This window comes from Pseudomonas sp. GD04019 (assembly GCF_029837695.1).
Classification (GTDB): Bacteria; Pseudomonadota; Gammaproteobacteria; order Pseudomonadales; family Pseudomonadaceae; genus Aquipseudomonas.
The window spans coordinates 352603-371724 of sequence record NZ_JAOEEA010000003.1; the positions used below are offsets into that span (position 1 = coordinate 352603).

21 protein-coding genes and 1 pseudogene are annotated in these 19122 nt (G+C 52.9%); 5 read left to right on the plus strand and 17 right to left on the minus strand.

What is annotated here, in order from left to right; genetic code table 11:
- Positions 1-228: 228 nt before the first annotated feature.
- The 3 genes from N7607_RS06955 to N7607_RS06965 form a co-directional block, all read right to left on the minus strand.
- Positions 229-522 (minus strand): DUF1330 domain-containing protein, encoded by a 294-nt coding sequence (locus tag N7607_RS06955; RefSeq protein WP_003464978.1) that lies wholly within the window; start codon positions 520-522, stop codon positions 229-231.
- A gap of 58 nt (positions 523-580) precedes the next feature.
- Positions 581-1012, minus strand: a complete 432-nt coding sequence (locus N7607_RS06960; protein ID WP_005006001.1) for a heme-binding protein — start codon at positions 1010-1012, stop codon at positions 581-583.
- A gap of 72 nt (positions 1013-1084) precedes the next feature.
- On the minus strand, positions 1085-2098 hold the full coding sequence (locus N7607_RS06965) for a zinc-binding alcohol dehydrogenase family protein (protein WP_263101885.1): 1014 nt from the start codon (positions 2096-2098) through the stop codon (positions 1085-1087).
- Positions 2099-2173: 75 nt separating this feature from the next.
- Between N7607_RS06965 and N7607_RS06970 the strand changes: the two genes are divergently transcribed.
- Positions 2174-2341, plus strand: a complete 168-nt coding sequence (locus tag N7607_RS06970) for a hypothetical protein (protein ID WP_016487060.1) — start codon at positions 2174-2176, stop codon at positions 2339-2341.
- A gap of 204 nt (positions 2342-2545) precedes the next feature.
- On the opposite strand, the gene N7607_RS06975 is transcribed toward N7607_RS06970, so the two are convergent.
- The 6 genes and pseudogenes from N7607_RS06975 to N7607_RS07000 all read right to left on the minus strand — a co-directional run.
- Positions 2546-3514, minus strand: a complete 969-nt coding sequence (locus tag N7607_RS06975) for a magnesium and cobalt transport protein CorA (RefSeq protein WP_011979111.1) — start codon at positions 3512-3514, stop codon at positions 2546-2548.
- Positions 3511-4215 (minus strand): glutathione S-transferase N-terminal domain-containing protein, encoded by a 705-nt coding sequence (locus tag N7607_RS06980; RefSeq protein ID WP_003464969.1) that lies wholly within the window; start codon positions 4213-4215, stop codon positions 3511-3513. Before N7607_RS06980 ends, N7607_RS06975 begins: the two co-directional genes overlap by 4 nt.
- A gap of 140 nt (positions 4216-4355) precedes the next feature.
- Complete coding sequence (gene msrA / locus N7607_RS06985; protein WP_003464967.1) at positions 4356-4895, minus strand: peptide-methionine (S)-S-oxide reductase MsrA; 540 nt, start codon at positions 4893-4895, stop codon at positions 4356-4358.
- A gap of 1 nt (position 4896) precedes the next feature.
- Positions 4897-5340 (minus strand): peptide-methionine (R)-S-oxide reductase MsrB, encoded by a 444-nt coding sequence (gene msrB / locus N7607_RS06990; RefSeq protein ID WP_003464965.1) that lies wholly within the window; start codon positions 5338-5340, stop codon positions 4897-4899.
- Between the two features lie 520 nt (positions 5341-5860).
- Positions 5861-6664 carry an IS21-like element ISPst3 family helper ATPase IstB gene (istB, locus tag N7607_RS06995; RefSeq protein WP_011911830.1) on the minus strand — a complete coding sequence of 268 codons (804 nt, stop codon included), beginning with the start codon at positions 6662-6664 and terminating at the stop codon, positions 5861-5863.
- Positions 6657-7136: pseudogene (locus N7607_RS07000) on the minus strand (IS21 family transposase); the annotation flags it as partial. The pseudogene N7607_RS07000 and the gene istB, both read right to left, overlap by 8 nt.
- A 252-nt stretch (positions 7137-7388) precedes the next feature.
- On the opposite strand from N7607_RS07000, the gene N7607_RS07005 reads away from it, so the two are divergent.
- The 3 genes from N7607_RS07005 (at position 7389) to N7607_RS07015 (ending at position 9332) form a co-directional block, all read left to right on the plus strand.
- Positions 7389-7823: a hypothetical protein gene (locus N7607_RS07005; protein ID WP_021218876.1), complete on the plus strand. Its 435-nt coding sequence runs from the start codon at positions 7389-7391 to the stop codon at positions 7821-7823.
- Positions 7824-8383: 560 nt separating this feature from the next.
- Positions 8384-8869: a type II toxin-antitoxin system antitoxin SocA domain-containing protein gene (locus tag N7607_RS07010; protein WP_021218875.1), complete on the plus strand. Its 486-nt coding sequence runs from the start codon at positions 8384-8386 to the stop codon at positions 8867-8869.
- Positions 8844-9332 (plus strand): hypothetical protein, encoded by a 489-nt coding sequence (locus N7607_RS07015; RefSeq protein ID WP_021703200.1) that lies wholly within the window; start codon positions 8844-8846, stop codon positions 9330-9332. Before N7607_RS07010 ends, N7607_RS07015 begins: the two co-directional genes overlap by 26 nt.
- A gap of 149 nt (positions 9333-9481) precedes the next feature.
- Here the strand turns inward: N7607_RS07015 and N7607_RS07020 are convergent, their stop codons facing one another.
- The 4 genes from N7607_RS07020 to N7607_RS07035 all read right to left on the minus strand — a co-directional run bounded on the left by N7607_RS07020 (position 9482) and on the right by N7607_RS07035 (position 12797).
- A complete protein-coding gene (locus N7607_RS07020) occupies positions 9482-9847 on the minus strand; it encodes a histone-like nucleoid-structuring protein, MvaT/MvaU family (RefSeq protein ID WP_021703201.1) in 366 nt (121 codons plus the stop codon).
- 128 nt (positions 9848-9975) lie between these two features.
- Positions 9976-10776, minus strand: a complete 801-nt coding sequence (locus N7607_RS07025; RefSeq protein WP_081672160.1) for an inositol monophosphatase family protein — start codon at positions 10774-10776, stop codon at positions 9976-9978.
- 51 nt (positions 10777-10827) lie between these two features.
- Positions 10828-12216 (minus strand): DEAD/DEAH box helicase family protein, encoded by a 1389-nt coding sequence (locus N7607_RS07030; RefSeq protein ID WP_031287506.1) that lies wholly within the window; start codon positions 12214-12216, stop codon positions 10828-10830.
- Positions 12213-12797: a hypothetical protein gene (locus N7607_RS07035; RefSeq protein WP_021218872.1), complete on the minus strand. Its 585-nt coding sequence runs from the start codon at positions 12795-12797 to the stop codon at positions 12213-12215. Before N7607_RS07035 ends, N7607_RS07030 begins: the two co-directional genes overlap by 4 nt.
- Before the next feature lie 110 nt (positions 12798-12907).
- On the opposite strand from N7607_RS07035, the gene N7607_RS07040 reads away from it, so the two are divergent.
- Positions 12908-13123, plus strand: coding sequence for a helix-turn-helix transcriptional regulator (locus N7607_RS07040; RefSeq protein WP_021702156.1), 216 nt, complete (start codon positions 12908-12910; stop codon positions 13121-13123).
- A 30-nt stretch (positions 13124-13153) separates the two neighbouring features.
- Here N7607_RS07040 and N7607_RS07045 read toward each other — a convergent pair whose 3' ends face one another.
- From N7607_RS07045 to N7607_RS07060, 4 genes are read right to left on the minus strand one after another with little or no spacing between them, the layout of a single operon-like run.
- On the minus strand, positions 13154-13609 hold the full coding sequence (locus N7607_RS07045) for a hypothetical protein (protein WP_031287504.1): 456 nt from the start codon (positions 13607-13609) through the stop codon (positions 13154-13156).
- Positions 13610-13611: 2 nt separating this feature from the next.
- Positions 13612-16269, minus strand: a complete 2658-nt coding sequence (locus tag N7607_RS07050) for a hypothetical protein (protein WP_052716963.1) — start codon at positions 16267-16269, stop codon at positions 13612-13614.
- Positions 16269-17873 (minus strand): hypothetical protein, encoded by a 1605-nt coding sequence (locus N7607_RS07055; RefSeq protein ID WP_021702154.1) that lies wholly within the window; start codon positions 17871-17873, stop codon positions 16269-16271. Before N7607_RS07055 ends, N7607_RS07050 begins: the two co-directional genes overlap by 1 nt.
- Entirely contained in the window at positions 17870-19021 is a 1152-nt protein-coding gene (locus tag N7607_RS07060; RefSeq protein WP_143481290.1) for a tyrosine-type recombinase/integrase, read from the minus strand. The genes N7607_RS07055 and N7607_RS07060 overlap by 4 nt, the downstream gene beginning before the upstream one ends.
- Positions 19022-19122 lie beyond the last annotated feature (101 nt).

Sequence of the window (19122 nt, forward strand, 5' to 3'; positions counted from 1 at the left end):
CCGGATCCGGATAGGAGGAGCGTCAACGATTGAATCAATCCGTTGGGAGAGGGCGGCTCCGCTCCGTCAGCTCGGCAATAGATAACCCATTCTCGCCGAGCAACTCTCTGATCCGATCGACGATATGAGCCCCTAGCGCCGCTGTCTTGGTCCCCCCCACAGATTCCCAAGATGCGAGTTCACACGCCGATACCTCGTGGTCAGCGCCGAAGTGCTTCTGTCGGTATGTCACCGCCGCCCTTCAATGATAAAGGCGCGGTAACGGGAACCGGCAAAGCGATGAGCAGCGATGGTTTGGTAGGCGGGACTGTCATACCAGTCGCGAGCGGCCTGCATCGTCGGGAAACGCAAGATTACGGCCCCTTCGATGGGCGGCCCCTCCAAATGCTGGATCGCGCCATAAGCGGCGAGAAAGGTAACGTCGTGACCATCGAACGATGGTCCGACGCCTGCAGAATAGGTTGCGAGTGCATGTGGGTCGCTGGTTTCTTCCCGCGTAAAGACGACGAACGCTTCCATCATTAGGCCTCTCAAAGGTTGGATCTGTTGGCCATTACCACCGGTGATGGCCTCACAGTCGTCAGGCTGGCAACTGGAACCCGATTTTCATGAGTGCCTCGACGCACGCATCCTGATCCTGCTGATAGTTGCCTCCGGAGATGCCTATGCCGCCGATCAACTTCCCATCCTCCAGAATCGGATAACCGCCGCCGACAGCGACCATCCGAGGGCGATAGGCTAGCGGCGCCACTTTTGGATCGTTGGTCACATAGTCGTTCCAGACATGGGTCGGGAACCCAAACGAGGCGGAACTCCAGGCCTTGTCGATGGCAACATCGACGGTAAGGAACGGCGCATCGTCGGTGCGCTCGAACGCGCGCAGGTTACCGGTGGCGTCGACGACGGCGACGGCAGCCGGGATGCCGATGGCACGGGCCGCAGCGAGCGCCGCGTCGATGAGGGCGACTGCGGTTTCGCGGTTGATCGAGGCGGTGGCAATAGATTTGGTCATGGGATTCTCATCGCTGGGGCATAACCCGTTCGGCTTTTTGAGGTTGGACAAGATGTTTGGCGATCGCGGTCGTTAGAAGCCTTCGAGGACGATCTTGCCTTTAGCCGCGCCACTTTCGATCAGTGCATGCACCGTCTTCAGATTGGCGGCATTGATCGGCGACAGTCGCCGGGTCAGCGTCGTGCGGATTTTGCCGTCGTCAACCAGCGCTGCCATCGCATCCAGAATCTCGCCCTGCTCATTCATGTCGGGCGTGCCGTAGATCGACCGCGTGAACATCAGCTCGTGGTGGATCGACACCGCCTTGCGCTTGAAAACCATGATATCGAATGCCTTGGGATCGTCGATCAGTCCGAACCGTCCTTGTGGGGCGATCAGTTCGGCGATGTCGGCGACATGTTGCTCGGTATGTGTGGTCGAAAAGACGAAAGCGGGAGCACCGATGCCGAGTTCGGCGATCTGTGGCGCGAGCGGACGAGAATGGTCGATGACGTGGTGAGCTCCAAGCCCTCTTACCCACTCTTGGGTTTCCGGTCGAGAGGCTGTGGCGATGACGGTGAGGTCCGTGCGCTGTCGCGCGATCTGGACGGCGATCGACCCAACCCCGCCCGCGCCACCGATGATGAGGATCGCCTCCGCCGCACCGGGTACGGGCTTCGCCACGTCCAGGCGGTCGAACATCGCCTCCCAGGCCGTCAACGTCGTCAGCGGCAGCGCCGCCGCTTCCGCCCAGGAGAGCGACGCAGGTTTGTGACCGACAATCCGGGCGTCGACGAGATGGAACTCCGCATTGGTACCGGGCCGTGTGATCGATCCGGCATAATAGACCTCGTCGCCTAACTCGAACTGCGTGACGTCGGGGCCGACCTCGCGCACAATCCCGGCGGCATCCCATCCCAGCACCTTCCAATCGCCATCTGCCGGCGGCGTGCTGTTGCGGACCTTGTAGTCGACCGGGTTGACCGAGACGGCCTTCACCTCAACCAGGATATCGTATCCTGCAGCGACAGGCCGAGGCAGATTGATGTCGACCAGCGCGGCATCCGCGGCGATGGGTCGCGGAACCTTGTAACCAATGGCTTTCATAAATGTCTCCAGCTTGCTTGATCGGATGACGCGAATGCTCGTTAGTCAACTTCTTCTACATTGAGGTCCCGACTCTTGAACTGGGTCGCGGTAGCAGATTTCATCGAACACGTCGATCAACAGGCCCTTATGCTCGGTCGCCGGATCGGTGATCGCGTAGAGGGTGGAGGCGTTATCGCCATCATCACCGCTTCCGAGGCGAAACGCCGCGTCGACGCAGATGCCGCACGGACCGATGGTTGATCCTGGCTCGAGATCGACGAGATTGCTGTCCTTGACGCGCTATTCGCGGTCTTAGCCCTTGGCGATGAAGGACTGAACTGCTTGTAGAGCGTCGGTCAGCTGCTATGTCATGGACGCACCTTCATCTTGAGTTGGATTGGACAAGCTTCCGTATAAGGCCCGCTGTAACCGTCAGATGACGGCGAAGAAAACGATGGGCAGTATTCACAGCCACTTAGCCTTCTTGAAGCGCACAAATAGGAAAACGCACGATATCGCTATCACTCCGAGCACGACAAAGTATCCGTAGGCCGTGTCCAGCTCCGGCATGTGCTTAAAGTTCATGCCGTATATTCCAGCGATCGCCGTCGGGACTGCCAGTATTGCCGCCCAGGCCGCGAGCTGGCGGGTGACCACACCGATCCTTTGCGCTTCCAGAAGGCTGCTGGCCTCAAAGACCGTGGACAGGACAAGCAGGAGGCCGTCGACCATGGACTGCACGCGGTGGACATGGTCCGCGACGTCGTGGAAATATGGTGTCATTTCGGCGCTGATGCAGGGAAAGTGGCCGCGAACGAGCTTTCGCACCAGCTCGGCCATAGCCCTGAGCGTGCGCTGGAACCGCGTGAGTTCGGACCTTAGTTCGAAGATTCGCGCCACCTCTTCTGGCCCGAGGAAATCGTGCAGCGACCGTCGCTCCATCGCCAGGACGTCGTCCTCGATCATTTCGAAGATGGGCAGATACTGGTCGACCACGCGATGCAAGATCGCGTGCAGCACATAGTCGACACCCTTGCCGAACTGCGTCGGCGATGCCTCGAGTTGCTCCCGAAGTTTGCCCAGCGCTCCGGCATTGCCGTGCCGCACGGTGATAAGGTGATTGTGACCGGTGAAGATCGCCATCTTGCCGTAGCTGATCCGGTCGCCGACCAGCTCGGCGGTCTGCGCGACGACGTACAACTCATCGTTGTAGACCTCGAGCTTGGGCGGGCACAGCGGGTGCATCGCGTTGTCGATCGCCAACGGATGAAGATTATATGTCCTTTGGATCGCGAGTAGTTCCTCGGGGGTGGGTTCGCTAAGCGCGATCCAGCAGAAGCCCGAGCGACTCTCGCCCAACTTGACGTGCTCATCGAGCGCGATTTCGCGAACTCGCTTGCCTTCGTTGTAATAATAGGCGGCGATGATGCTCATGCTGGCCTCGCGGGAATGTGGAGGCCACGCTGGACGGCCGGTCGAGCCAGCCCGCGTCCAAGCCATGCGCGGACGTTCGAAAAGCTGCTGAGGCCAAGGATGTCACCCGCAGCGTAGAATTCCACCAGCGCATTCACCCAGCCGAGCGTCGCGATGTCCGCGATCGAATAGTCGTCGACGATCCAGTCGCGGCCTTCCAGCCGGCGATCCAGAATCCCCAGCAGACGCGTGGATTCGTCGATAAAGCGCTGTTGCGGCCGCTTGTCCTCATAGTCCTTGCCGCCAAATCGCAGGAAGAAGCCGAGCTGACCGAACATCGGCCCGATGGCCGACATCTGAAAGAACACCCACGCTAGGGTCTCGTAACGCTGGCCTGGTTCGGTGGAGATGAACTGACCCGTCTTGTCGGCCAGATAGAGGAGGATCGCACCGGATTCCCATAAGGCGATGGGTCTACCGTCAGGGCCAGCCGGATCGATGATCGCCGGTATGCGTCCGTTCGGGTTCAGCGACACGAACGCCGGATCCTTCGACTCGTTGTTCGAGATGTCGATCAGGTGGGGCTCGTACGCCAGGCCAGTCTCCTCAAGCATGATCGAGACCTTGACGCCATTGGGCGTAGGGGCTGCGTAGAGTTGCAGGCGATCGGGATGAGATGCCGGCCAGCGCTGCGTGATCGGAAAGGACGAGAGGTCTGGCATAAATCTGCGATCCTGGTGTTGCGATGGCGACTGACTGGAACGAGCCGTCACTCTGAAGTAGGGTTCGATGACCGCGTCGCTGAACGACGCGGTCACGAAGATTGCGGACCGGACCGGCGCAGTGGCAACGGCAGTGAAGCCTATTCCGCCGCGGTCCCGGCCGCTGGCTGTACGTCGTCAACCTTTTGGCGCTTCGGAAGCACCCAGCCGGGACGGACGAAGTGGCAGGTGTAGCCGCCCGGGCGCTTCTCCAGATAATCCTGGTGATCGGGCTCGGCCTCCCAGAACTCGCCGACCGGCTGGACCTCGGTCACCACTTTGCCATCCCACAGCCCCGAGGCATCCACATCGGCGATCGTATCCTCGGCGACGCGCTTCTGCTCCTCGTCGACATAATAGATGCCCGACCGGTAGGAGAGCCCACGATCATTGCCCTGGCGGTTCAGCGTCGTCGGATCGTGGATCTGGAAGAAGAATTCCAGGATGTTCCGGTAGCTCGTCACTGTCGGGTCGAAGACAATCTCGATCCCCTCGGCATGCGTGCCGTGATTACGATACGTGGCGTTCGGAATATCGCCGCCCGTGTAACCCACACGGGTCGAGATGATGCCGGGCCGCTTGCGGATCAGATCCTGCATGCCCCAGAAACATCCTCCTGCGAGAACAGCGCGCTGATGCATGTTAAGCCTCCTCTACTTGATCGAGATATTCACCGTATCCCTCGGACTCCATCTCGTCGCGCGGGATGAAGCGAAGGGACGCTGAGTTGATGCAGTACCGCAGACCGCCGCGGTCGGAAGGACCATCGGGGAACACATGGCCGAGATGACTGTCTGCGTGTACTGACCTGACCTCCGTCCGGACCATGCCGTGTGCGCTGTCCCGCACCTCGTTCACGTTTGCCGAAACGATCGGCTTGGTGAAGCTGGGCCAGCCAGTACCCGAATCGAACTTGTCCGTCGAAGCGAACAGTGGCTCTCCCGACACTATGTCGACGTAGATGCCAGGCTCCTTGTTGTCGTTGTACTCGCCCGTGAAGGGCCTTTCGGTGCCCGCCTCCTGGGTAATTCGGTGTTGCTCGGGAGTCAGGTGGTCGATTGCTGTCTGTGACTTTTCAAACTTCATTACAGTCTCCAATACTTATCTAGAGGGCCAGGCACGCTACCGCTAATTTTTTATGTCTCCTGATTTGCTCCTACAATGGTAGTGGGATGGCAAACGAGGTTTTACTAAGTGTTGGAAAATTAGAGATTTAAATTTCGCGTCTATTAATTCTAGCGCAACTGAGTGGTTAAGCAAGTACGTAATCAGTAAATATTAAAAAAATAACACAAAAGCACGATTATATAATACAGTGTCAGTGTTTTATGATAATCAACAACGCCTGTTTAGATGCTGGTAGATGCGAATTTTTTGGCGTACAGTCAAAATTTTCTGATGGTTGCTTAGTGTGTTGGCGCTGATGGAAAATTGACCCACCCTGCCGATTGAAATTTGACCCAGGGCGGATTGCTGATTTTGTTACCAGCAACTGTGGATAAGTCTACCAGCGCAGCTGCTGTTGCCCCCACTCCTTCGCTAGCCCAGTTCAGTTGTTTAAGACCTGCCACACGCAGCCATGTAGCAGGCCGTCGTCGCCATGAAATCAGAACGGCTCATCGTCCTCCGGTTCCTGGCCGCCCTTACGCTTTCGCTCCCGTGATTTGATCTTGGCCTGGGCCGCCAAGCTACTGTGTTGCAGGCGATAGGACTCGTTACCGGTTTCGACGATGTGGCAGTGGTGGGTCAGCCGATCCAGCAGGGCGGTGGTCATCTTGGCGTCGCCGAACACGCTCGACCATTCGGCGAAGCTCAGGTTGGTGGTGATCACCACGCTGGTGTGTTCGTACAGCTTGGACAGCAGGTGAAACAGCAACGCACCGCCAGCCTGGCTGAACGGCAGATAACCCAGTTCGTCGAGGATGACCAGATCCATGCGCAGCAGTGCCTGGGCGATCCGCCCGGCTTTGCCGTCGTGTTTTTCGCGCTCCAGCAGATTGACCAGATCGACCGTGGAGTAGAAGCGCACGCGCTTACCGTGCCGGGTGATGCCGGACACGGCCAGCGCGGTGGCTAGGTGGGTTTTACCGGTGCCTGGCCCACCGATCAGCACCACGTTCTGCGCGGTGTCGGTAAAGGCCAGGCTGGCCAGCTCGCTGATCAGGCGTGCGTCGGCGCTAGAGGCGTTGAAATCGAAGCTGGCCAGATCGCGGTGCATCGGCAGCTTGGCCATGTTCATCTGGTGGCTCACCGAGCGCATGGCGCGATCTGTGTGCTCTTGTTCCAGCAGGTGTTCGAGCAGCCACTTGGATGAGGCTGTGTTCGACTCACCCTGTGCAGTTAACTCCGCCCAGGCCGTGGCCATGCCGTGCAGGCGCAGTTCCTTGAGTTCCGCCATCAAATCACGCATGACCGATCTCCTTGGTCTGGCCACGCAGGCGGTCGTAGCGCGCCGTGTTGGCGACGGGGGCTTCCTTGAGCGACAAGTGGGTTTCGACGCTGGGCGGCGGTTCGGATGCTGTCAGCCGTGCCACGACATTGAGGATGTGTTCGGCGCTCAGGCTGCCGCTTTCCAGTACCAGCTCAACAGCCACCAGCACCGCATCGAGCCCGGCGACCGGTACGGCAGCCAGAACTTGCGCCATGATCCGGTCACCGCCGGCATGACGCCCCAGACCGTGCTTAAGCTGACGCAGCGGCGCCGGCAGATCAGCAAAGGGCGCGCCGTTGCGCAGCGCACCGGGCTTGCGTTCGATCAGCGGGAGGTAGTGCTGCCAGTCATAGCTGACCTGGTCGCGATCCAGCAAGCGGACATGGCTGGCGATCAGCGCGTCGTCAGCCACCACCTCGATTCGCGTCGGATACAAACGGCTGCTGACCCACTTATGCCCGTTGTGCTGACCTCGATGCATGTGGATGGTGATGCCATCGCGCAGTAGCAGCGCGAGTAGTTTCTCAGTGTCGACGCCGGGGTCGATGGTGAGGCGGATGGTCTCGCCTTCGCGGCGAGTGACGGTCAGAAATCCCATGGCGAAATCCTTTTCCGGTTGGGGAATGTGCGTCCTGCGCGAGCAGTCTAGAACAGGAAGACGAGCACCAAATGTGCAGCTGCGCGCAGCTCGAGGAGGTAGTCGATGTGCGGAGGTGTTGAGGCCCGCGAGGCTGAGAAGGTCTGGAAAATCTACTTCCCCAATCCCAAGGCAGCCCTACCAGTGCTTCTGGAAGGCTCCGGCCAGCTCGATTGGATTCAGTGGGGCCGGCGCAAGGAAGAGCCTGGCGAAGGTCCACCTGGTGGCTGGGCAAGGCTCAGCACTGTGCAGGCCGGCGGGTGGGCCAAGTATCGGCCGCGGCAAGGGCTGGCAATGGTGCAGCGCTTCATGGAGAAGGACGGTCATCCGGGCGACAAGAACCGACAGTCCCACTGGTTCGATGTGCCGGAGGGCTCCGCTTTGGAGTGCTTGGTCATTGGGGAGGGCGAGCAGCGCCGGGTGTATATCGTGACTACCAACGCACCGGCTGAGTACACCTGGATTCATGATCGATGGCCGCTTCTCGCAGGTAGCTGCTAGCCCTTGGGTATCGCTCCGAGCGACAAGGTGACTGGGCAGTCAGTGACATTATGAATTTTCGCATAATTCCACATAATTCTCATGATGAGGCTTCGATTGCCAGGACTCCTGGCTTGCGCGGTGATTAATTGTCGATTCTCCTGGTTATGCGCTCGTTCCTGTCCTCCTGCGACTTTATAGAGAATTATTCCAGGGCGATAATTATTGGCCTGGAATAATTCTCTATAAAAGGCTGGGGCAACCGGTTGATCACCTATCGGCCTTGCCCATGGCGGATCATGTTGTGTGGAGAGAGCTAATGCGGGGCGATGCCACGCGGCAGCTACCGGCTGTCGGTTAAAGCTGAGATTGTCCCTTCTCGATTTCGCCGAGTACTCTATCGCCCCTTGCAACGGCTCGAGCTCGATTAATCTGAGCGTCTCTAGTGAGAGCAGGATCACTGAAGGCTCAGCCGTTGAGCGCATCAGCTATAGTCGCCTAAAGGCAGTTGGTCAGGAGACTCACTTCCGAATGAATCCGTCTGACAAGCTGGGCGACCATTTAGAACATTGGAGATTGGGATGACAAAGCCTGTTGCCGTCGCAAACTGGTTTGTGAACAACCTAAGCGACCATGCGGCTGGCGAGGTCGTAACGCATCTGCAGGTGCAGAAGCTTCTCTACTTCGCGCAAGCTTGGCATTTGATGGCCTTAGATCGGCCATTGTTTGATGAAGACATGCAAGCATGGCCTCATGGTCCGGTAGTACCTTCCGTTTGGCACGAATTTAAGCGCTACGGCTGGCAACCGATCGTACCTGGTGGCGCATCCGAAGGTATTGATGCGGACTCTCTTAATATATTGGAGCAGGTTCGCGATGCTTACGGCTCATTTGCTGCCAAGAAGCTTGAAGCTATGACTCACTCCGAGCGTCCTTGGATCAGCGCCCGCGGCGGCCGCGACCCTGAGGAGCGTTGCGAGGAAGTGATTTCAAAGGACTCAATTCTTAGCTTCTATAAGGAGGTTTACGGGGAGTTGGAAGATGGTGAAGAAACTACCCAAGGATAAAATACACCAGCAAGCACAGTCCGCTAGCAAGCTATCTCCCATTGAAGAGAAAGTCTTTTCTCTTAATAACACAATGAACGGCGGCTCGGCTGACAATGAAAACCCATTTGTCACACTAAAATATTTTTGCAACGCCTTTGAGTGCTTTTCTGCATGGGAGAAAGATGAGCTCAAAAGTTTCAGCGACTTTATTTCTGCGCTTCGCGATCGAACCTGGCGCCAGGTTTTAGAAACCAGCGGGAAAGGCGATAACAAAGCCGGTTTAGCCTATACGCAGTACGATATAGCCACTATAAAAAATGGCGCCGAAGAACATCTGAAGAGAGTGCGAAAGCAGATCGGAGACGACATCACATTCTTCGAACTACGAGTGAACCAAAAAATGCGCGTTCATGGTTTTCGAGCAAAAGCCGCATTCTTTTTAGTTCTACTGGATCGCGAGCATCGAGTTTTTCCTTCCTGAGCCAAACCGCCAAGTGGCAGGTTTTCTCTACCACGCTTTCTCTAAGCGTAGAGTTCTATCGGTATAGCATTCGTTCTGACCAACCGCCGCTCGCAGCAGCTAGTAAAAAGCCAGGCAATACCTGGCTTTTTCATCCAACGAGATAGGCCCTACTGCAACCAGCCTTGAACCTTCGCAGCCCCGTACTTGTCTTTCCAAGCCTTCAGCACTTTATTGTTGCCGCCTTTGGTTTCTACAATCTCGCCAGTTTCTTCGTTTTTGTAAACTTTGAGCTGGCGCTGACGGCGGTTTCCTCTAGTGGTAGGAACAGGTGTTGCTCCAAGAGAGCAGGCCTGCGGATCGAGCAGAGCAATGATTCCCTTCAGGCCAAATCCATATTCAGCCATCAATTCGCGAAGCTTCTCCTCAAACTCAATCTCTCGCTTAAGTCCATCGTCATTTTTCAGCTCATTTAGCTGTTTAAGTTGGGCGGCGAGTTGGGCTTCAAGTGCCTTGAATTCAGCAAGTTTGGACATACATCGGCCTTTTCTAAGGAATGGCTGGGGAGCACCACTCTACTTGGAGGCTGGTTTTGGTGAAAGATGTCATAAGGTCAGACCTAGCGTTGCCGCCAAGAGCCATCCCGCGAGAGCGCTCGAGGAGTTCAGAAAAGGCGTTGCCAGTCCCTGTTAGCGAGCTCTCTACACACTTCAGGGGCGCCACCAAAGCATCGCCTCGATACGCTCATCATTTGCGCCACGGAGTGGTATGTGACCGGTAATCCATCCTGGTTCAGAAGCACACCATTTGCGCCTGTCAAAAGAGCATGGCCGGCTACGACATCATGCGCGCCCACCGATACAAGGGACGCACCTGCGATTGCATCACCGACGGCAACTCGTGCTAACCGATAGGCAATGCTTGGCATGGGACAACAATTAGCGGGCGAACATAACTCTGCATTCAGGTCAGCTTTACTACCTGCAGCTGTACTCATCAGAACCTGGCTACCAGACGTTAGTGGCCCACGTTGCAACCCTGAAAGAACTTCCTCCCCATTGCGAATGACGCGGGAGCATCCTTCCGCCCAAGCAATGCAATCAGGACCACGGTCGACCGTGATCGGCGCATAGACCACGCCAAGAACCGGCCTAGAACCACGCAGTAGCCCGACAGAAATAGCTGATCCCTGTCGCCCGAGCAGGAAATCTCTAGTCCCGTCGTTGGGATCAACAACCCAACAGTATTCATGCCCAGAAAGGTGATAGCCGGTTTCCTCTCCCCAGAAATCGCAGCCCAGCAGTTCAAGCAAGCTTTTGCGTAGAAGTACTTCGATCTCTGTGTCCACGCTTGCTTTATCCCCCGAGCCCCTGGGCCCACCTGAGCGCTTCCACTCAGCAGCCAGCAGTTTGCCAGCCAACTGCACGCACTTGGTAACTGGGGCTAGTAACTCGACGCAGCTCATACAAGCCTCCAAAAGCAAGAAGTTAGTGCCCCACAAGCCTCAGATGAAGACTTAGAAAAGCGCTAACAACTGATAGTGATAGCGCTGTGAGAAACTCAGTCGGTAGAGCGAAGTGGAATCGGAGTCGCTCGGGGAAAGCCCCAACGAGAACCCGCAAATTGATGGCGCAGCATCATCGCTCGACGGGCACCTCAACTCGTAGCTTGGTGCCAGCTCGCTGATCAGATCTTCGACTATGTCAGGCGGAGCATGCACCCGACTGAGAATGGCTAAATCTTCGGGCAGGTCATCAGCCACTCGTTGAGAGAACCCTTCAAGGGTCGACTCTGCCAACACATACAACCAAGCCTGGTCATCAGCCGCTCCAGTTCGACGCAAAACACGCCCTAACACCTGGCGGTAATGCAACTCCGTGCGAATACGGCTGAGGTAGCAACAAACCTGCAATCGGGGGATATCTGTCCCTTCGCTGATCATCCCCACAGCTACGATCCAACGAGAAGCGCCATGCCTGAACTCGTTAATTCCATCCTGAGCACGTTTATCTCTGTTGGTCACGATTCGGCATGATTCACCCCTAGCCTCAAGTGCCAGCGCTACTTGGTGCGCATGCTCAACATCAGTGGCAACCACCAGACCGCCTGCATCCGGCTTAACCTTTCTGAGGTCATCGAGTTTTGCGATCGCAAGACCGAGCATCTGACTGATGATTTCAGGGTTCCGAAGCAGCTCCTCATAGGAAACCGGGGACTCACAGAGCAACTGATTAAAACTAGGGAAAAGTCGTACTGGGTTGTCACCACTGGACTCCTCCGTCAGCTTCACAGAGTGATTGTCCAGCAGCACGATGCGAGGGGCGCGACAAACATTATCTGAAATGGCCTCGCGGAGCCCGTAGCGGTAGTCGCAGACTAATCGACCTTCTGCTGTCGAATAGCGAGCCAGTGCAATGCCCTTATCATCGGAACGCCAAGGCGTCCCTGAGAGCGCCAAGGTGAAGGCTGCCTGATCCTGGACGTTCTGGATGATTTGCTGGCCCCAAGCATTGCTCAGAAGGAGATCATGACCGGCGCAATGATGAATCTCATCGAAAATAGCCAACACTCGATAGTTTTCTAGGAGCGCCCAGAAAGCTTCATCCTGGTAGTCCATTGCCTGATAGGTACAAGCAGCTCCCACAGCACCAATGAGACCATCAAGGCGCCTACCCAAGACCTTGGAAAAGGTAGATCGGAAACCTTCGACGACTTGGCACGAGGGTGCGAAACAGAGCACAAGATCGATCTTGTCCAGCTGGAGCAAGCGATTGGCAAGCTCTGCAGCCATCCAAGTCTTTCCAGCCCCAGGCGTAGCCTGACAGAAGAAGTGCGGCGCAACAGCGTACCGTTCTAGGGCAGCATCAATGCATCGACGCTGCCATTCTCTTAGCGTCGACTTCATGCTTTGGGTGCGAAGGTCTTTAGAGTTTTCTCGACCGCTCGAAGGTGCCCAAGAAGCCGAGAGCTTCGATCTCGCGCGTCGAAATATTCCACTTCAACCCTAGGCTTTAGGTGGGGCATGTCATCAAGGAGTTGCTTGTACCGCTCCGTTTCGCCCATCGACGTCAGAAAGTCGAGGCGAATTTCCTTCTGCAGTGATTCCAAATGCTCTAGTACGTCTGCCTCCGTGACGGAAGGGGACACCGAAGCTGAACTCCCAACCTGTGGTAACTCCAGCAGTGGAGGAGAAGTCGAAGTGAATCTGCCATCCACAAGCTCAAGATCAAGACCTGAAGGGATTGGTCCTAGATGGTAGACCTGACCGCGCTTTCGTCGCACTTCGTCGTAGGTAACCCAGCCCACGCGCAGCATCCGTCGAATCTGCTCATACACGTAATAACGAACTTCCGTGATGTCAAAGCTCACGCTGCCTAAGCACTGGGCGTAGGCGTCACGCAGATCACGAGTCGTAAATTTCGCGAACCTATCCTGCTGCAGCAGCTGGTACAGCCGACTATCGAAAGTGAATGAATCCGATTTCATGCGGGTACCTGGAACGGGTCGCGCGGAACAGCCGAAAATACGGATTATAGTCCGTGGCCGAATAGTCCGCAAACACAGGATAGTGCCGGCTCACAAGAGCCGAGGCGGCCATGGGTCAGCTTGCGATCGCATTGGGCAAGTCAATCCGAGCACATAGGAAAGCCAAGGGCATTCCACAGGATGCCCTAGCGTTGGCATGCAAAATTGATCGGAGCTACATGGGACGTATCGAGCGAGGCGAGGTAAACCTCACTGTTGAAAAGCTGTACAAAATTGCAGAAATACTTCAGTGCGAGCCAGCGGCACTACTTCCCGCAGTCTTCTGACTCACCACCTAACGCCCTACAGTGAGCCTATTAGGTTTCCTTTGATGGAAGCTTGATCACCTTGGCTGCTTTGCCTGCTTTCCTGAACAGCGGGGTCTCCTCCAAGAACTCAGCAGGGTCGATATTCTTTCTCCTAGCAATCATCGAGGCGTAGAGCACTCTTTCCCGCTCCCTGCTCAGCTGCCGGGTTAATTCTTCGACCTGCGCCTTCAGCTTAACGATCTGTTGGTCGTATTCGCGGATCCTGGCAGTTTCCAAAGAAACTACCTGATCAAAGTACTGCTCTCCTCCTGCGTAGTTCTTTGTCAGGCTTTTAACACGCTGAAACTCGCGGACAAAATCCTTGTTTCGCCAGAGAGTAGGCTTGGATATACCGCATTTCTCCACCATGTAATTCCAGCAGAAGAGCTCTGGTGAAATCAATTGCCTCTCAAACTGCTGGAGAGTAGAGAAAGCAACATCCCATTGATTAGCAGATATAGTCACTATCAAGTCGCCCCGCACTGAAAGACACAGTCACTCGGGATAGAACCCTCATGAACAAATGGTTGATAGTCTTGACTTTGTTCAACCTGCTCCTGAGTGAGAACAATATCAGAACGATCCAGTATGTAACTTGCATTTCTGAAAACCGTCATTTGATGCTCAATATGCATCTCAACAGACTCAACCGGAACGTCCGGCCTATTAATTGCTTCGAATAACCTGGAAAGCTCATTCTCTGCGCGACTGCGCTCCGCCTCGATCTGCTTTACTTGTATTGGATCAGACATATCCACTACAAATTCCCGACAACCTTTCCCAGCATTTCCGGTTAAGCATTTTAGGTGAAACTCACAGGGCTTGAGGTTGATGTCGCGAAAACAATGACCGAGGGGGCCATAATGAACAGTTTGCAGAGTGTTGTTGAGGTAGCCTTGGATATGCTCATCTGAAACATTAGTCCCAGACCAAGACTTGACCTTATTGGCTAGCTCACCAATGAACCTAGACTGCTCAGAGAGCATCAATTCACTTACTTTAGCGGCCCGCTCTCGTGGAGTCTGATGATCATAATGATCGCCTTGACTGTCAGTTCTACCCATCCATTTATTCACGATACTTGCAGCTAAGCCCGCGCGAAAAAGAGAATTGGTTTGCCAATGCCTTCCCTTGTGGCTTTGAAAAGACTTAATCAGCTTCTCATCTGCAGCAATGCCATAGCGGAAGAACGCCGAGCGGGCAATATTGGTCGGCTTTATTACATGCAGTACAGCATGATAATCAAAGATGGAAGGTAAGTATTCATTATACACGCCACCCAGAGAGGCCGGAACCAAGAACAGGTAATCAGATACCTGCTGATTTATTCCAAAGGATGCAGAGCTTATTTGCATCCCATCCGCCAAGAATTCTTCCTTAATATCCTCAACTAGCGCCGCAGAAACTCTAGAGTTAATTGAAACAAAAGAGCTCTCCACAGCATCAATAATACTGCTTTGATCAATTAGAAAGCCATACGCAGCACGATATCTAAGCTCTGATGGCAGAGGTGATGGTCTATAGAAATTTTTTCGCGCACTAGAAAGCTTTAAAAATGAGTAAAAGCTTCTCTCTGAATCGAGTGCCACTGAGGTCAGTGTCTTCTGGTTAAAAAACTCAGGGAATAACTGCTCAGCATCAAGCACAGGAATGTACTTGGCTTTATCATATCCGCCACCCACAACCGTACGCACTGCAAGTAGGGCGTCCGCGCGACTTAGATAGACAGTTCGACGCCCGTGTAAAGAGGGCTCCCCGGTGAATGCAAAACATTCAAAGGATGACATGATCCAGAGTTTCAATTTATCTTTGAATGCGAAACGATCTTTAGACCCGTTCTTAGCCGGCTGACGGCCATGGAGGATTTCGAAAACCTCATCGTAAAGCAAAAAGCCGCGCCTTAACTCGACAAGCTCTTTGATGCGCTTCTTAAGATCCCTACCTTGCACATAGTGAGCGCATTTTTTCTTGCCTAATGGCTTAGAAATCAAATTGAAGCCATTGGCTCTATAGAATTTCAGAAGCGAAGCAGCAGACGTAGAACTCGAAGCAACTGGTAGATATTCAGCAAGATTCTTCAGCTCAATCATTTCATCGTCTGAAACGCTTTTCAAAAGATGCAGACGAGATTTTGTGTCGGCGACATTCGAGCGGACCTTGCAGTGCAACCTCTCGAGAGCGTTCTGCACTTCGGACTCAATTTTATTTGCTCTTGCGTGGAATCGCTCTTTCAACTCGTCAGCAAAGGAGCCGTTCTCAATGCTCAAAGCCCGAGCTCTGTAGGGCTGGCAAATATTATTGATGCTATCAACCGCATCGCTGAATGCAGACCGCCATATGGTAGGGACATATCTAGCAATGGGCTCAGACCCTTTTTCGGTCCAGACCCGGCAATACATTTCTCCGCCTATCTCAACCAAACAATTTTTGGGGAGACGAAGAATTTCACCTATTCTCAGACCCAATCCAAACTGAAAGACCTGAGTTAAAACTGCAAGATAATCAATTTGCGCTCTAAGGCTCCCATCCCACTGCGTCTTGATAGCCCATTTTAACGCGATTATTGCCTTAATAAGCTCTGGAAGGGGCAGTTTGTCACCAGCCTCCAAGCGGCCATATTTATCTCTCTCCTCAAGGTCGTGTGCACCAATCAGATCGAAGTTCTGCGGTGCCAACCCGGAGTCGAATAAGAAACGAACAAAGTAGTTAATCGCTCTACAAGGACCTGCGGGATATTTGTACCTCGACTGCAAAAAGCCAAAGGTGCGAAAGTAATAGTCCTGATCTAGGTCTACCAGGGAAGTGGAGCCTTGCGATACGAAATTTTTAATGGGTGAAATCAAATCGCGCACGCGCGAGAAAGAAACTTGCTTGCTTGAGGCTCGTCTTTCCCATAAATAATTTACAATAAAGACCTTATTCAATAGCGTCAGCTCTTGGCTGCATGAGCCTCTAGCAAATAAGTTTAATTTTTCCCGCCCCTTATATCTCCAAACATCCTCCTGCCAGGTAGAGCCTTTAAAGACAACAAGCTTTGAAAATTGCACCTCAGCACTGCTTGCAAGTTTCTTTAGCTTTAGCAGCAACTCTTCATGCAGGATATCTCTAACCACTTTAACCTGCATTAGAATTCCTTAGAATTAATCAGCAAAACTTCATTGCCTTCTGAATACGCTATGGCGGCATGACAACCGGCAATTGCCTGGTCAATTACTGACACGACATTGGCTGTACTAATCATAAGTAATTGTTCCTTTCTCTCTATTAGTCCCTCCAATGCGGCCTCATGCGCTACAGTACTTTTGTTCGGACAAAATCTACTGCAGGAGTAGCAAGTAATGGCTGGCTCCTCAAAGCAAATCGACTTTGATGCACACTTCCCAATAACATTGAAATTTCTGGGCTCACAAACCTGGCTATATACATTACCCTTGAGCTCACCTTCCTTCATCCATGCAGCCGTAAAGTGTTTCTGCTCAATGCGGTTCAGCGTCGCAGCCTCAAGAATTTCCCACATTTCGTGAGTAAAGCGAAAATAATGCTTAATACTACTTGTGCCTTCATGATCCAAAAGATCAGCTACTTCTTCAGGGGTGCAACCAGACATAACAGCCTGGGTCCCTACCGTGTATCGAAATCTATAAGCACACAAGTTGAATCTCTTACCGGTTCTAGGCGACAGAGGCAGTCTATGCTCATTACCCCAAAGCATATAATTAATTCGGCATGAAGATTTATGATACTGCACGGACATCTTCGCTTCATCCGCGAAATAATCACTCGAAATTCTCTCGTCATCTTCCCAATAGTGACTCCCTCGGGAATTACCGTCGGCCTCTAGATCTATAGCCTTAGGCGAAATAAATATGGGTAACTCCCCAGGATCGAAACCAATCGGGGTATCGGAAGAATTAATATAAAATTCTAGTAGATTGGCTGTTCTTTCTGAGAGAAGCCTGGAGCTGAACTTACTTCTTCTTTTAGCAGATCGCTGTTTCACACGCGGAACGTTCAAGTATCGAACGCCAGTTACAACGTCTTTGATGAAGTCTTTTCGCTTCAGCATAGAAAGCTGAATAGGCCTCAAGCCGAAACACAAACAGAGGTCCAAGATCAGACGAAAAGCTAGCGGGAGCGATTCGTTGTCTACTTGAGCAGATAGTATGGTGATCTCTTCTTTGCTAAATGGACCTCTTTCCTCATCCATCATAAAGAGAGACAAATACGAATTTTTTCTTCCCGAGTAGTCACGAAGCCTCATAAAATCTTCGTACTTATCTAGACACAACCATTCATATTCATGCAAGAGAGCGAACCGCAAGAATTCTTTGCAAGTCGAAATAAACTGCTGCCTATGTCTTCCGTTTAACGCAGAAACCTCATCAAGGAAGTCATTTAGACTAGTCCCTCTAGTCAACTCTTTAGCAAGCCTGTCGATGAATTTGAATTTATGCCGGACAGTTGAAGAAAGATTCCGCTCTAAAATATATCGCAAATAGCTTGCAACGATTCCCTTTAAGTCATAATCCAGATAATTTATATACTCAGACCTGAGATATGTGAACTCACTAGTATCATCGGGAACTATTATTACGTTTCGAAAGTCACCCTTAGAATCAAGTAGCTCAACTCGGTAACCTAGACGACTGCTTACGAATCTCTCATTCTCTTGGATATCTGAAATAATTTCAGCAGTAGGTGAAAGGCGTACATCCTTAGCTGAAATCATTGCTTATTTTCCTGCGAACGAAGTATCTCCTCCTGTAGAAGAACTTGCAGGCCTGCAACTTTGGCTTGTATTGACCCTCTAGAATAACGGTCAGGCATATCACTGTTTCTAGCCCAGCCTCCCGCTGCCTCCTGAATAGGCGCCTTCATTATCTTGCGGCTTAATCCACTAGCTCCTTTGAATTTCTTATCCAGCGCTTGATTCAGAAGATCATGAAATGTGTTACGTAGGCGGTGGGGGCTTAACAATCCAGAAAACTCAGGGTGCCGCAGGATAAGTTCATTCAATATCGAGTTTGGCGTTTGGACCGACAATGGATTTCCATCACGGCATGAAAGAAATAAATAGCTAGATCTCTGCCAGCCTTCGAACTCTTTTCTTACATGGACTATGTAATGCTCAATCAGGGATGCGAAATCATCGTGTAACTCAACTTGCCGACCATAGGTTTTTACGGACGGAGACTCTGCGCGCGGATAGTTGATTACATCAGTGTTCTTCAATATATCGAAATACTTCCTCCTACCCGTAAGCTGAAAATCGTTCAGCTTTAATAGTAGCGTCTCACCCTTTCTATTCCCCGCAAGCATCAGAAGCAGCAGAAATATATAGTTCCGCCACTTCACCTTTGACGACTTCCAAGGATTACTCTTATTACTATAATCAGGGTCGATGATAGTTATGAACTTCACCTGCAGCTCAGGAGTAAGGCCAATCTTGTCTTTCCTGTCGCCCTTGTAAGGAGACTTAAGGTACAGCTTAAATCCTGCGTCCATTCGTTCATATAAACGCTTTGCTGCCTTTAGCTGCTGTATATTTCGCGAATACTGCCCCTCGTAAAAGAGCCAAAGGTATTCTAAAAATTTTCTTGCTCCCCGCATTCTAGCGCTATACCAGTTCTCGCCCACTCGCTCCCCGGATTGTAGGCCGTATCCACAATATGAGGAGAATGACTCAATCTCACCGATAGTGAACGGCACAAGATCCACTATCCGCTGAATCAAATTAATATTCTTGCTCTCGCAGAACCTATACAGGGCCAGAATTGAATTCTGGTCCACCCTTATTGTGTTAGGTTTCGCACCATTATCGAATCGTTGTAGTGCATATGCTCCGGCAAATAGATCAATTTGATCGTTTTCAGCCACGAGCTGGAGTTTGAGCCCACCTAACTTAGTGAACTCAACTTGGACTAATGAATATCGAGAGGGCTTCAAATGACACACCGCACAAGAACGAGCGCGGCAGC